The sequence below is a fragment of the Archaeoglobus sp. genome, assembly GCF_017656475.1.
Lineage (GTDB): Archaea > Halobacteriota > Archaeoglobi > Archaeoglobales > Archaeoglobaceae > Archaeoglobus.
In genome coordinates this window covers 26,426-40,185 of sequence record NZ_JACDNT010000018.1, presented here as the reverse complement: position 1 = coordinate 40,185, position 13,760 = coordinate 26,426, and the positions used below count along the sequence as shown (strand labels likewise).

Here is a 13,760-nt window from a genome sequence, read left to right as displayed (position 1 = left end):
TTTAGTGTTATGTTTTAGATTTATAGGTTTTGGTAATGTGGACATGCCCTACTCACCGAACCACTTATTATAAATCTCGTCGTAAGTTCCGTCTTCCTTGATTTCTTTAAGAACTTCGTTGATTTTTTCAAGTAGAGCTGGATTGTCCTTGTTCACGGCAATTCCGTAGTACTCAGGTGCAAACTCATCAGACTCGACAACACGGTAAATTCCAGGGTTTTCCTTGGCAGCGATATAAGCTACGAAGTTGTCGATGATTGCCGCATCTGCATCCCCCTTCTGAACTGCCATCAGAGCTTCAGGGGTACCTTCAAACCTCTTGATTTCAAGCTGAATCCCCTTCTCATCTTTCAGCCTCTGAGCGGCGAAGTCCCCAGTAGTTCCCTGCTGTACCGCAACAACTTTGCCATTCAAGTCATCTACATCGTTAATTTCTGTCACATCGGCCCTTGTAATGATTACCTGCCTTGCCTCAAAGTACGGGTCGCTGAAGTCCACCTGTTTCGCCCTCTCTTCCGTAATTGTCATCGCAGAGCAGATAACATCGTATTTGTGAGACAGTAATCCCGGAATGATGCCATCCCATGCAGTGTTCACGAACTTGGCCTCAAGACCCATCCTTTTCGCAATCTCCTTCATGAGGTCGATGTCAAAACCCGTGTACTCTCCCGTCTTTTCGTCAGTAAATTCAAAGGGCGGGTAGGCGATGTCACTCCCCACTGTGAGGTAGCCCGGCTCTACAAGCTTGATTTGAGTTTGTTCTTCTTTTTGCTCTGTCTGCTGAGCGCAACCAAGCAGAAGCAGCGCAGCCAGCACAACCAGCATCGGAACAGCCTTTTTCATGCTGAGTTGCAATTTTTAAAACTTAAAAAATTTTCGATAAATAAAGTCTAAACTTCACGGATTTGGAAAGACTTAAATACATACTGGCGAACAGCCTTTAATGCACAATGTAGCCAAAGTCGAAAAGGTGTATGGATTCTATTTTGGGTTTAGCTTTGGCTATTGGTTTAGCTTTTAATTAGCGGGAGGTGCTCTGCAATGGCTGCGTGTTTGTGTATGGGTTTATGCTCGAAAAATATAAGAGGTGTTTTATATGTTAGGTAAAAAAAGAAGAATATCAAGAATAGTAAAAAATGGAAGGTCTGTAATACTTCCAATGGACCACGGAATCACCAAACCAGAAAAAGGGATAGAAAACGTGGACAGAGTGGTTAAAGAGGTGCAAGAGTACATCGATGCGGTGGTTGTACACAAGGGTGTGGCAAAGCATTCCGCAGTTCTTGCGGAAATGGATGCTGCCCTCATAATCCACCTCAGCGCATCAACTGCGCATGCCAAAGACCCGAACGATAAGAGGATCGTCACGAGTGTTGAAAAGGCAATTGCACTTGGGGCTGATGCTGTAAGCGTTCACATCAACGTTGGCAGCAAGACGGAAGCTGACCAGATAGAAAAGGTAGGAATGATCTCCGAAACCTGCGACGACTACGGAATCCCTCTACTGGCCATGATGTACCCGCGAGGAAGCATAGAGGTTAACACCGAGACTGTAAGGCATGCCGCGAGAATTGGCTACGAGCTCGGTGCGGACATTCTGAAGGTACCATACGTTCAGAGATTCGAGGAAGTTGTAAACGTCTGCGATATTCCCGTTGTTGTGGCCGGAGGGAGCAAGGGAAGCGAGGAGGAGTTCTTAAGGAGAGTTCACGACGCTTTGACAAGAGGCGCATCTGGAGTGGCTGCGGGGAGAAATGTATTTAACAGCGACCAACCAGTGAGAATTGCCAAAACATTGCACATGCTTGTCCATGGCAATGCACCTTTAGAGGAAGTGGTGAAATATGAAAGAAGTATGGTTGTTGGCTGAAGGCGAAAGCTGGGACGAAGTAAAGGAGATGCTGAAGGACGCCATAGAGATAGGATTTGACGGAGCCTTTGTAAAAAAAGAGTTCAAAGAAAGAGCAGAGAAGCTCGGAAGGATAAAAATAATACCGATTGAGGATGCTGTTATAAAAATTTCATCGGCAGAAGACCAGGAAAAAGCGCTGCAAAAGGACGTCGTGGTTCTGAAGTTTGAGGACTGGAAGGTTATACCGCTTGAGAACATCATCGCCATGAAGAAGAGTGGAAAGGTCATAACTGCCGTTGAATTAATCGAAGATGCAAAGCTAGCGCTTACAACTCTCGAAAAGGGTGCTGACGGAATAGCTGTAAGCGGAGACAGAGAGACCTTACGAAAGTTCTACGAGGTGGTCAAAGAAGAGGGGGAGAGGCTCGAACTTGTAAAGGCGAGAGTGAAGGAGATCAGGCCGCTCGGGGTTGGCGAGAGGGTTTGTATTGACACCGTTACGCTCATGACTCCCGGAGAGGGTGTGCTTGTCGGAAATCAAGCTTCATTCATGTTTCTTGTTGCAAGCGAGAGTGAGGAGAGTGAATACGTCGCTTCAAGGCCTTTCAGAGTTAACGCCGGCAGCGTTAATGCTTACCTAAAGGTGGGGGATAAGACAAGGTACCTTGCCGAACTCAAGGCTGGAGATGAAGTAGAGGTCGTAAAATTCGACGGTAGTGTCAGAAAAAGCTACGTTGGAAGGGTTAAAATAGAGAGAAGGCCCCTGATTCTGGTAACAGCCGAGTTTGACGGAGTTGAGGGGAGCGTGATATTGCAGAATGCAGAGACGATCAAACTAATTGCACCAGACGGAAAGCATGTTTCCGTTGCCGAGCTGAAGCCGGGAGACGAAGTTCTGGTCTGGCTTGGGAAGAAGGCAAGGCACTTTGGAGTCGAAGTGGACGAATTCATCGTGGAAAGGTAGGCATGAAGCTCGTTGCAACTGTTTCAAGTCTTGAAGAGCTCAATCTTGCCCAAAATACGGATGTTGTTGAGCTCAGACTCGACCTATTCGATTTTAGAGATGTTAAAGTTGACAAGGAAAAAATTCTGACGTGCAGGAGGGTTTCAGATGGCGGAAAGTTTGAGGGTGAGGAGAGTAAGAGGCTTGAGTGGATTAGGGAGGCTTTTGATGCACTCAACCCCGAATATATCGATCTGGAAAACGACCTTCCAGACTCTGCATTCGATTTCAACTGTCAGATAATTGAATCCTACCACAATTTCAAGGAGACACCTGACTATAATGAGCTGAGGAGCATTGTTGAGGGCAGAAGAGGAGATATTGTCAAAATCGCGACCATGGGGAGAAGCAAGAAAGATGTGGAGAAGATCGTAAGGATTCTTGTAAACTACGACGATGTTGTCGCTTTCCTCATGGGGAAGGAGTTCAGCTTTACCCGCATCTTTGCCGCCTACCTTGGCTCTCCATTCGTTTACTGTTATGTAGGAAGTCCCAAGGCTCCAGGGCAGCTAAGCCTGGCTGATGCAAGAGAGATAGTCAGCAGGCTGGGGTGATTGTATGAAAATACTGATTTACGGCGTTGGAAACATGGGAAAGCTCTTCAGAGATCTCTTCTACGGCAGAGGATACTACGTCAGAGGATACGACATAGACCAGATGAAGAAGGACACAAACAGCATTTCTGGCTTCGACGTCATATTCGTCTGCACTCCGATGTACGCGCTTGAAGAGGCTTTAGAGCACATAAAGAGAGAGGCTAAGAAGGACGCGTTGCTTGTGGACATTTCATCGGTAAAGAGTGTTTCGGTTCCTCTTTTCGAGAAGTCCGGATTCGATTTCCTCAGCATTCACCCGATGCTTGGTGGTGACAGCGAGCTTGCTCTTTCAAACGTCATAGTTGTCCGGGAATCCGGAAGAGATGAGGAGAAAGTAATTCTGAACGAGCTGAGGAGATGCGGGGCTGTTCTAAGCAGACTTGACGTTGAGGAGCATGACAGAAAGATGGCAGAGATTCAGGGGATTGCGCACTTCATCCTCGTCTCGATGGCTGATTATTTAAGATACGACAAAGAGGAGCTGAAATACGCCTCTCCGATTTTCACTGTGCTCTACAAGCTTGCAAGCAGGATTATAAACCAGAACTGGGAGATGTACTACCAGATTCAGAAGAATGCTGAAGAGATGAGAAGGGATTACCTCGAAAGAGCAATGGAGCTCCACGAGAAGATGAAAGACAGGGAGAGCTTCAGAAGAGTCTTTGAAGAGTTGAGAAAGATTTACACCGACTACGAGTCGAGCACGATTATCCTTGAGTCCTACAAAGCCACAAAAAAGGCCGAGAGTATAGACGAGCTTCGGGGACTTATAAAATCCATTGACTCTTTGATTTTGAGGCTGATTGAGAGGAGAATTGACGCTGCAAGACAGATTGCGAGGATAAAGATTGATATGGGAGAGCCTATAGAGGTCAGAGACGTTGAGGAGGAGAAGCTGTGGGAGGTTGTTTCAAAAACAAATCTTAATCCCGTGAAGCTGAAGGAGGTTTTTGAGGGAATAATGAGCCTAGCAAAGGAGGAGGAGTACAAGGTTGCTGGGGTGAAGTACACAATTGCCGTTCTCGGCCCGCAAGGGAGTTTCAGCGAGGAAATGGCGTTAAAGCTTGTCGGCTCGCGAGTGCCATTGCGTTACTGCTCCACGACGGATGAGATAGTTAAGCTGGTCGAAAGTGGAGAGGTTGACTACGGTCTGGTGCCGATTGAGAACTCTGTAAACGGTACAGTTCTGCCGGTCCTCGACGCATTGATGAACCACGACGTTGAGGTTTTCGGAGAGGCGAGGCTTGAGGTCATTCACTGCCTCGCTGCAAGGAGGAAAATAGAGTTGAAAGAAATAAAGACCATTTACTCTCACCCACAGGCAGTTGCACAGTGCATGGGCTTCATAAACAACTACCTCCCCTCTGTTGTGATAAGGTACACCACCTCAACCAGCGATGCAGCCAGGATGCTCGACGACTATTCTGCAGCAATAATGTCGGAGAACGCAGCAAGGTTTTACAGGTTGCACGTGCTCAGAAAGGGGATACAGGATTTGAAGGGCAGAAACATAACGAGGTTTTACCTGATAAGAAAGAGGACTGGAAAAAGCGAAGGAAACGTAACATCACTCTTCTTCGGAGTTGAAGATAGGCCAGGGGCGCTTAAGGATGTGCTTGATGTCTTCCACAGGAAAGGATTCAATTTAAGAAAGCTTGAGTCGAGGCCAGCCGGAACAGGGCTTGGAGACTATGTCTTCTTCGTGGAGGTGGAAGCTCCGCTGAAAGAGGATGACTTACGAGACCTGAAGCAGGTTACGGCCTTCTACAAAGTGGTTGGCGTTTTTGACGAGGTTAAGAGGCTGGATGCCTTCTGATTTTTACCATTTCTCGAAATGCGTCAGCATGCTAACCGGATACCTGTTTCTCGGAGCTGGATTTTCCGCTGGATGGCCAATTGGTATTATTGCCATCGGCCTGACGTGTTCGGGCAGCTCAAGTATCTCCGAAACCTGCTCCTCATCAAATGCTCCCACCCAAACTGCTCCCAGATTTAGCGCCGTCACAGCGAGAAGGATGTTCTCAATCGCTGCAGTAGCGTCCTGCTCAGCGTAGAGTCTCCCTCTCTCACCGTAAACCCTCATACTTCTCGGATAGTTGGCACACACAACAACCACAACAGGAGCCTCGGCGATGAACATCTGCTTCAAAGCGGCCATAGCGAGCTTTTTCTTCGTCTGTTCATTCCTCACAACAACAAAATCTCTTGCCTGCAGATTTCCAGCCGAGGGCGCGGCATTTCCAGCCTCCAAAATCTTCATTAAAGTATCATCGTCAATGTCATCAGGCTTAAACTTCCTGATTGATACTCTTCTGAACAGCAAATCCAAGCATTCCATAGCCTCATTTTTCCTCACTGCTTATTTGATTTTACCCACCTTTCCTTAATTTCATGGTAAAGACCTTCGGGCATGAGTATTCCAACTGCAATCAGTATCGCATACAGCACAATCTCGTCGTTTATGGGGAGGGAGAATGTGCGGATGATGTCGCCAAGCCACCAGTTCTTTGCGAGGTAAATCACCATCGCCCCAATCAAAGGTCCGTAAAGCGTTCCCAAACCTCCAAGAACGGCTGAGAGGATTATCAAAAGCATCAGAGGTACTCCGTAGAGCTCAGGGCTTACAGTAAAGCGGTAGTTCACAACCATCGCCCCCGCAATTCCCGCAAAGAAGGAGGTCAGCACGAAGGCCAAGACCTTGTATCTGGTTGTGTTTATTCCGAGGCTTTCAGCGAGTTCCTCGCTGTCTCTCACAGCCATGAACCTTAACCCGATTCTGCTGTCCACAATTTTTTTCATTAAAATGAAGGATACAACTAAAACGACCAGACTGAAGTAGTACTTTTCAAGTGTCGTTGTGAAAAGAGTGTTTTCTACTGCGAAGCCCTCCTCACCACCAAAAAGCTCCCTCCAGATGAAGACAGTCTGCATGAAAACCAACGGCAAGATGGCCGTAACGAGGGCGAAGTAGTATCCCCTCAGCCTAAGTGTGATGATTCCGATTGCAAGCCCGACTGCCGAAGCGGCTGCTCCTCCCGCAATTATTGATACTGCGGGATGCATAGCGATTCCAGTTCTAAGCGGTGTTTGCAGCAATGCAGCAACATATGCTCCCAGTCCAACAAATGTCGTGTGTCCGAGGTTCACCTGTCCTGTGTAGCCCACCATTAAATCCCAGCTAATGACCATGACCGCAAAGATGTAGGCAAGTCCGAAGATGTAGAGGTATGCCTCTGGAAGAATAAAGGGCATGACTGCAGCCAAAATCAAAGCTGCTCCATTCACCCACCTCATTCTTCCACCCCGAAAAGACCCGTCGGTTTCACAACGAGGATGGCAACGATAGTCAGAAGCATCACGAACTCCGACCACCTCGCCCCGAGGAATGTTATGGTGATTACGAGAATGTATCCGACAATGAAGGATGCAGCAATGCTGCCCCTCAAACTACCCAAACCTCCAAGAATTACGATGGCGAACGCGTAAATCAAAGCCCTCAGAGAAACTTCAGGATTGACGGCAAATATCTGTGCATAGAGTATCCCGGCAAACCCTGCGAGAAGTGATGAGAGAACCATAACAAAGAGGAATATCTTCTCAATGTCGATGCCGACCATCATCGCCGCTCTGCTGTCCTGAGCAGTGGCCATAACCTTTTTTCCAAGATTTGTTTTCGTTATGAAGACCTCAAGTGCTGTCAGACAGATTACTGCGAGGGCTAATGAAAGAAGTCTCATGTGTGTAACCTTCACACCTCCGATTTCAGCAACTCCCTCCACAAAGGGCTCTATTGACACACCTCTGTCGCCGAAAAGGACTAAAAGGACTTGCTGCACCAAGAGGGCAAAGGCGAGCGTCACGATAATGACCATAACTTCCCTATCCCTTACAGGCTTTGTTAGAGCGTAAACTACAACTCCAATAACTGCGGCGAGCATCAAACCTGCCGAGACTGCAAAATACAGACTGTATCCCTCATTAACCAGAGCGTAGGCCAGAAAGGCAGAGCTTACAAACGCCGCTCCGTGGGCAAAGTTCAGTATTCTCGACACTCCAAAAATCAGGGAGAAACCGGAGGCAACAAGCCCCCAGATTCCTCCAACCACAGCACCGAATAAAAATATTTTAATTAGTGTCTCAATCATACCTCCTCAGCCCTGCTACTTCTGAATCCAAGGTGGTAGCTTGAGTTCTCCGTTAGCCACCGATGGTGGGTAGATTATGTACTGCTTCCCATCCTGCCACTGCGAAATCCAGTTTCTGACGTACTCGTCACCCCACATCAGGTCGTGGTTGTCGTAGAACGCTATCGTTCTCGTGAGCTGCACTGGATTAGAGGCGTTGAATCTCACAAGGTACTTCACGAGGATATCTGGGTCAAATGGATCCTTCTCGCCATTCTCAGCGGCCATTTCAACCACCATTTTGTAAAGGTAAACGGCATCGTAGGCACCGTACGCCTGGTGAGATTCCGGATAATGGCCGTACTTTGCCTTGTAAGCCTCGACAAACTCCCTGCACTTCTCAGTTGGTGGTGCCGTCACGAGAGCCCCTCCATCAGCGAGGAAAATCTCGTAGTTGGCCATTCCATTCGTTTTCTCGTAAAGTTCCGCGTCAATGGCAGAGAGGTCGTGTCCTGCAAGCAGCAGGTCTGGCTTTAATGTTGCCCACTGCTTTACGAGGATATCTCCGGTTCCCGAAATCGCCAGAATGGGCATTATGAGGTCTGCATTCAGGTTTTCAGCTTCAAGGATTAGCTGCTCGTATTCAGAGTAACCTCGCGGAATCTTGACGTCCTTGACAATCTCCACACCCATCTCCTCAAGCAGCGGTTTCAGGGCTTCCATGACTGGATCGGTCCAGACGTGCTCGTCTCTGATAACGTAAACCTTCTTTACCTCGTATCCGCTGTCCCTCAAAAACTTCACCATGTCGGCAAGGTCGAGGGCGAATGTTGAGCCGTTGTTTTGCGAGACTCTGAACCAGTACTTGTACTTCTCGTAGTTCTGCTCCACCTTCTGGGCATGAGCCGGAGAGGACGCGTCAGACAGGAATAGGGTTTTGGTCTCGGCCATTGTCTCCATCATCGCCGTCATAACACCGCTCGAAAAGCCTCCGATTATCACATCAGCGTTCTCAACCGTCGCAAGTCTCCTGAACTCAGAAGTTGCTGTGTTGGAGTCAAGTTTCGTGTCACCCACTACAACCTCTACCTTGTGGCCAAGTATCCCTCCCTGCGCGTTTATCTCCTCAACAGCAAGTTTTACAGCCTTCTCTTCAGCCTGCCCTTCCGGCAAAGCCATTGGCCCAATAACTCCTATGACGACCTTTTCCCTCTCAGCCTTTTCCGGCTGTGCACATAGTGCTGTGATAGCAGCGAGCAGTATAAGGACTGTTAGCACAGCTTTAGCATATCTCATGGTTTGAATGGGCAAAGCAAAGTATTTAAACCTTGCCGTAAGGCAATACACTATGCTAAAAGTCAGAAATGTGCATAAGAAGTTCGGAGAGTGCAGAGTGCTTGAGGGTGTGAACCTTGAGATTAACAAGAGCGAGAGGGTGGGCATAATAGGCCCCAACGGTGCAGGAAAGACCACGCTTTTTAACATCATTACAGGCTTTTTGAAGCCGGACAACGGAGAGATAAGGTTCAGAAACAAGGAAATAACTGGATTGAAACCGAGCCAGCTTGCGAAGATGGGTATAGTAAGGACATTCCAGATTGTGAGGGTTTTCAGCAACATGACGGTCGAACAGAACATGCTTACAGTTTCGGACAGCTTGGAATATCTCAGAGACTTCGGTCTGTGGGAGAAAAGGCACGAAATCGCGGCAAATCTATCTTACGGAGAGCTGAGGAAGCTGAGCATCGCCTTAGCTCTGGCTCCAAATCCAAAACTGCTTCTGTTAGACGAGCCCTTCTCAGGCTTGAGCCTGAAAGAGGCGAGGGAGCTTGCAGGGATTATTGAAACAATAAACCACAACGGGCAGTCGATAGCGATAATAGAGCACAGGTTAAAGGACCTGTTCAACGTTGCGGATAAAGTTGTGGTGCTTAACTCAGGCAGAATAATTTTTGAGGGGCATCCTGAAGAGGTTGTCAAGGAGAAGACAGTAGTTGAGGCCTATCTCGGGAAAAGGTATGCCGTTGCTTGAAGTTCACAGCTTAAACGCCTTTTACGGAAAAGCTCAGGTTCTGAGAAATGTGAGCATAGCTGTTAGCGAGGGAGAGGCTGTTGCAGTTCTCGGTCCTAATGGTGCAGGAAAGACGACACTCCTAAACTCAATTTGCGGGTTTGTTAAGGTTGAGGGAAGAATTGTTTTTGGCGGGAAAGATATCACCTCCCTCAAACCCCACGAGAGGATAAGGCTCGGCATCGCGATAAGCCCAGAAGGCAGGAGACTTTTTCCGGAAATGAGTGTTGAGGATAACCTCCTTATTGCCGGAAGCCCTGACAAACTCGACTTCCTTTACTCGCTCTTCCCCAATCTGAGAGAGAAGAGAAAAGAGAAGGCAAAGAACCTGAGCGGGGGAGAGCAGCAGATGATAGCGATTGCCAGAGCCCTCATGCTTGAGCCGAAGCTTCTGCTTCTGGATGAGCCCTCAATGGGCCTCGCTCCCATTGTCGTGGAAAGCATTGCAGAAAGGATAGAAACGATCAAGGACGAGCTGGGGATTTCGATACTCCTCGTGGAGCAGAACACCCAGATGGCCTTCGATGTCGCAGACAGGTTCTACATCCTTGCGAGCGGTCAGATTGTCAGAGAAGGAAGCATTGAGGATATGGAAGAAATAGAGCAGGAGTACTTCGGATAACGGTTTTTGTGTTAAATCTATCTTAGAAAATGCGGTGACAAATATCCTCACTCCGAACCACGAAGCTCCTCAAGAAGCTTGCACGCCTGACATATTCTACGAGGTGTAGGTTCGCCACATTTTTCGCACCTGTTTAACTCAATTTGAGGATACATTTCCCTCAGGCAGGGAATCAGCTTTTCAAAGCTGCTCATAACGGAGAACTTTCTTCCGGGATACTTGTTCTCAAAATCGTATAGAAAGTCTCTAACTGCTGCCCTGACGGGAAAGTGACTGTAGGGACATTCATCGAAGTCCATTGGCAGTTCGTGAAGCATTCCGTAAACGACCACTTCCTTCTCGTAAACGTACCTAAAGGGCTTAATTCGCATTACCAGCCCTTCCTGAACCCTCTGCGGCACCAACCTCGCCATTCTTTCCATATCTGCATTGAGGAAGTTAAGCAGAATTGTCTGAGTTTCATCGTCGAGGTTGTGGCCGGTTGCGAGCTTTGTCGCCCCCATTTCCCTCGCGGTTCGGTTTAGCAAATACTTCCTGAAAACTCCGCAGTAAGTGCACGGCTTCTTGTCTCCTCTTTTGACCATCTCGTCCAGCGTCATGCCGAAGTTCTCCTCAAAAGATACGACCACATGCTCCATGCCAATCTGTTCGGTAACCTTTCTGGCAATCTCTACAGTCGGGGGACGGTAGCCCGCAATTCCTTCATCCACGGTTATTGCGAAGAATTCGAGGTCGCTCCTGAAGCCGTAGAGCTTATTTAGAACGAAGGCAAGTGTCACGCTGTCCTTACCACCGCTCAAGGCAATAGCGATTTTGTCTCCCTTCTGAATCATATTGTACTTCTTGACTGCAAGCTTGACTCTCCTCTCAAAGTCCTCGATAAAGTGCCTCTTGCAGAGATGCCTGTTTGAGTGTCTCTGAAATATTACTGCCCTTCTACCACATTTAGAGCACTTTTTCATGTTTCCCTCAGATTTGCCCTGCTGTAAATCGTCTCTGCCTCCTCCACTCCCTCAACCCGAAGAACCCGCTGTCTTATCTCCTCAATTGGCTCCCTCTTTACAGCGTGAACCATAAAGTAAATCGGGTAGTTCCACTTCTCGTTAACAATTCTCTCAATGAGGTGAGTTATCTGGGGAAAATCCTTCAGGAGTTGCATCGCCACCTTTTCTGGCCTGTCGGAGAGTTTCAAGACCGTCATACCGTTCTCCTTGAACCCAATCTTCCTCTCTCTCAGCACACCACTGAAGTCCCTTCCCACTCCCTTTTTCATTAGCTCTTGTATGATATCAACAACCTCCTCTTCCGAGTAGTCGAACATTGCAAACGGTCTTTCAACAATATCCAGAGACTCCAGAGACCTCACAAAATCTTCTTCAAAGCCCAATTCTCTCACAAGCGGAGCGCTTTCTGGCTCCAAGCCCCTGTTACTCCACGAAACTCCCTTGATAAGATCATACTTCACATCCATCTTGTAAACTCTCTTCGTTGGCAGCACGACGTAATCATCAACGCCGCACTCCTCGGCAATTTTTCCAACTATATCACTGATTTCGTCCAGATCCCTGCCCTTCACCGTAAACCAGACGTTGTAGTAAGCCTCCCTCAAAAAGTTGTGCTTCACCCTGAACTCGTCGTACGCATTTACCTTTCTCGCCACACCATCAACATCATCAGTCCTGAACCCAACCAGAGCTGCTCTCGTGTAATTCGAAAACGCCCTGTAGTTCAGATTCAGCCCGTACCTCTTCACAACTCCATTCTCAATGTACTCTCTAATCTGCCTGATTACCTCTTCCGAATTCCTCCCCAACTGCTCTGCCAGGTCAACGAGAGGTGTGGTTGTGAGAGGAAGGTTATACTGTAAAGCCATTAAAAGCTCAATGTCAAGCTTCAAAACTGAATCCCTCCTTCTTCAGCCTTTTTTCTCCCTGAAACGTAATCCTCAACTATTTTCTCAGCAAGCTTTTTTGCCTCGTCAACTTTTCCTTCCCTGACAAGCTCAAGAAATTCCTCATTACTGCTGACAATAGGATACAACTTCATTCTCAAATTTACCGGAATCTCATTGGACTTCATATACTCTTTGAGGTAGTCCATAGCCTTTAAAAAGTGCACAAGCTCTTCTTGCTCCTCAAGAGCCTTTTGGAACAGCTCCTTCACCTTCCTCGCAACCACTCCACTCTTTCCTTCAGTGGTGACGGCAAACCTTATCCCGTCCTTCCCTCCTTCAAACGGGACTACTACCTCCGTTTTCCTTGCGTCGTTCGCAAGATTAACCATTGACCTGTATTTTGACGCAGCTTCAATTATCCTATCATTAAACTCCTTACTACCTACCGCAACAACAATCAGATCAAAATTCTTCGCAATTTCTTCAAAATCGAGATTATCGACCGAAGCTTCAACCAGCTTAACATCCCCTCTTTCAGACATAAACTTGAGCTCATCGCTAAACTCTCTGCTGAAGACTGTAACTTCAGCACCCACCTCCACAAATTTTTTAGCTCTGAGAGTGCCGACTCCACCACCACCTATGACGGCGACCTTTTTCCCTGAAAATTCGATGTAGAGGGGAATTCTCATTGAAAATCAAAAGGGCTTTTACGATTTAAAGTATTTCCCCAACATGTTCGCATCCGAAATCACTGAGGTCATCGGCAGAGGTTAGTATAACTGCCGTAGCTGGACAGCCTTCTCTTCTCTCGAACAGCATGGCCTTCCCTCCGGCAAGAGCGGCTGCGAAATCTGCCACTTCCTCCAACCCTCCACTCTTAACCGGGAAAATTGCAGAGGCCTTTCCGTCCTTTACAAACCCAACCAGTCTCTCAACGTCATTCATGCTTAGCAGGTCATCCATGGACAAATCCGGCCCGTTGACACTTTTTCCAAAAAAGTAAATTCTGTCCCCTCTCCTCGGACAGTTTCGAGCGCGCATGTCTCTCAGCCCGATGACAGTCGCAACAAAGCCGCTCTGCTTGCTCTCAAAAAACTCCTCGTAGCCAGCGAGCATCGTGCGGACATTTATTTTTCTCCTGATGGCTTCGGAGAACGCCCTGAAAAAGCTGTGGGTGTAAAAGAAGTCACACGTTGAGTTCAGCATTACCAGCAGAGGTGTGATAAACCTGCAGAGAGTTTCAACAGCCACCTGGTTGGCCATCACCTCCGCCACAAACTCCAGATCCCTCTTAAAATCCAGCTCAAGCTCCCCCACACCGCCATAAGATACGCTGAGCACACTCACTGAAGTGAGATTTCCCAGATCAACGTTTACAGCATTCCTCTCCTCGTAAACGTCTGCGTTTCTGATGGGTAAAGAGGGCTTGAAGTAGAACCCTATGTTTTCAAGGAGGGAAAGGTAGAGGGTTATTGAAGACCTGATTATCTCGGATCTCGACTGGAGGGTTTTTCTCGCCACCTCATCGAGCTTCTCCACCAGCTCGTTTTCGAGCCTTAACGATACCAACTTCACAAGTCTTGTAATACAGATGA

General features: G+C 47.7%; 15 protein-coding genes. 6 read left to right on the top strand and 9 right to left on the bottom strand.

Translation table 11 applies throughout. The features are described from left to right. Window positions 1-48: 48 nt before the first annotated feature. On the bottom strand, window positions 49-843 hold the full coding sequence (locus tag H0Z19_RS06895; RefSeq protein ID WP_290725148.1) for a basic amino acid ABC transporter substrate-binding protein: 795 nt from the start codon (window positions 841-843) through the stop codon (window positions 49-51). 253 nt (window positions 844-1,096) lie between these two features. Here H0Z19_RS06895 and H0Z19_RS06890 point away from each other — a divergent pair, with 253 nt between their 5' ends. Genes H0Z19_RS06890 through pheA form a run of 4 tightly spaced genes read left to right on the top strand, consistent with a single transcriptional unit; the run spans window position 1,097 to window position 5,267 of the window. After that, window positions 1,097-1,870: a 2-amino-3,7-dideoxy-D-threo-hept-6-ulosonate synthase gene (locus tag H0Z19_RS06890; protein WP_290725146.1), complete on the top strand. Its 774-nt coding sequence runs from the start codon at window positions 1,097-1,099 to the stop codon at window positions 1,868-1,870. Then, window positions 1,845-2,816, top strand: coding sequence for a 3-dehydroquinate synthase II (locus H0Z19_RS06885; protein ID WP_290725145.1), 972 nt, complete (start codon window positions 1,845-1,847; stop codon window positions 2,814-2,816). The genes H0Z19_RS06890 and H0Z19_RS06885 overlap by 26 nt, the downstream gene beginning before the upstream one ends. 2 nt (window positions 2,817-2,818) lie before the next feature. Next, window positions 2,819-3,409, top strand: a complete 591-nt coding sequence (gene aroD, locus H0Z19_RS06880; RefSeq protein WP_290725143.1) for a type I 3-dehydroquinate dehydratase — start codon at window positions 2,819-2,821, stop codon at window positions 3,407-3,409. Window positions 3,410-3,413: 4 nt separating this feature from the next. Beyond that, complete coding sequence (pheA, locus tag H0Z19_RS06875) at window positions 3,414-5,267, top strand: prephenate dehydratase (protein ID WP_290725141.1); 1,854 nt, start codon at window positions 3,414-3,416, stop codon at window positions 5,265-5,267. A 3-nt stretch (window positions 5,268-5,270) separates the two neighbouring features. Here pheA and H0Z19_RS06870 read toward each other — a convergent pair whose 3' ends face one another. The 4 genes from H0Z19_RS06870 to H0Z19_RS06855 are packed head-to-tail and all read right to left on the bottom strand — an operon-like array spanning window position 5,271 to window position 8,871. Then, complete coding sequence (locus H0Z19_RS06870; RefSeq protein WP_290725139.1) at window positions 5,271-5,789, bottom strand: nitroreductase family protein; 519 nt, start codon at window positions 5,787-5,789, stop codon at window positions 5,271-5,273. A 14-nt stretch (window positions 5,790-5,803) separates the two neighbouring features. Continuing rightward, on the bottom strand, window positions 5,804-6,745 hold the full coding sequence (locus H0Z19_RS06865) for a branched-chain amino acid ABC transporter permease (RefSeq protein WP_290725137.1): 942 nt from the start codon (window positions 6,743-6,745) through the stop codon (window positions 5,804-5,806). Then, window positions 6,742-7,596, bottom strand: coding sequence for a branched-chain amino acid ABC transporter permease (locus tag H0Z19_RS06860; RefSeq protein ID WP_290725135.1), 855 nt, complete (start codon window positions 7,594-7,596; stop codon window positions 6,742-6,744). Before H0Z19_RS06860 ends, H0Z19_RS06865 begins: the two co-directional genes overlap by 4 nt. A gap of 15 nt (window positions 7,597-7,611) precedes the next feature. Next, window positions 7,612-8,871 carry an ABC transporter substrate-binding protein gene (locus tag H0Z19_RS06855; RefSeq protein WP_290725133.1) on the bottom strand — a complete coding sequence of 420 codons (1,260 nt, stop codon included), beginning with the start codon at window positions 8,869-8,871 and terminating at the stop codon, window positions 7,612-7,614. Window positions 8,872-8,923: 52 nt separating this feature from the next. Between H0Z19_RS06855 and H0Z19_RS06850 the strand changes: the two genes are divergently transcribed. After that, entirely contained in the window at window positions 8,924-9,607 is a 684-nt protein-coding gene (locus H0Z19_RS06850; protein WP_290725131.1) for an ABC transporter ATP-binding protein, read from the top strand. Beyond that, window positions 9,594-10,268: an ABC transporter ATP-binding protein gene (locus H0Z19_RS06845; RefSeq protein WP_290725128.1), complete on the top strand. Its 675-nt coding sequence runs from the start codon at window positions 9,594-9,596 to the stop codon at window positions 10,266-10,268. Before H0Z19_RS06850 ends, H0Z19_RS06845 begins: the two co-directional genes overlap by 14 nt. A 47-nt stretch (window positions 10,269-10,315) precedes the next feature. Here H0Z19_RS06845 and H0Z19_RS06840 read toward each other — a convergent pair whose 3' ends face one another. From H0Z19_RS06840 to H0Z19_RS06825, 4 genes are read right to left on the bottom strand one after another with little or no spacing between them, the layout of a single operon-like run. After that, window positions 10,316-11,230, bottom strand: coding sequence for a TIGR00269 family protein (locus tag H0Z19_RS06840; RefSeq protein ID WP_290725126.1), 915 nt, complete (start codon window positions 11,228-11,230; stop codon window positions 10,316-10,318). Next, a complete protein-coding gene (locus H0Z19_RS06835; RefSeq protein ID WP_290725124.1) occupies window positions 11,227-12,165 on the bottom strand; it encodes an Lrp/AsnC family transcriptional regulator in 939 nt (312 codons plus the stop codon). Before H0Z19_RS06835 ends, H0Z19_RS06840 begins: the two co-directional genes overlap by 4 nt. Continuing rightward, entirely contained in the window at window positions 12,162-12,854 is a 693-nt protein-coding gene (locus H0Z19_RS06830) for a bifunctional precorrin-2 dehydrogenase/sirohydrochlorin ferrochelatase (protein ID WP_290725123.1), read from the bottom strand. Before H0Z19_RS06830 ends, H0Z19_RS06835 begins: the two co-directional genes overlap by 4 nt. A gap of 25 nt (window positions 12,855-12,879) precedes the next feature. Then, complete coding sequence (locus H0Z19_RS06825) at window positions 12,880-13,740, bottom strand: ribbon-helix-helix protein, CopG family (protein WP_290725120.1); 861 nt, start codon at window positions 13,738-13,740, stop codon at window positions 12,880-12,882. Between the last annotated feature and the right edge of the window lie 20 nt (window positions 13,741-13,760).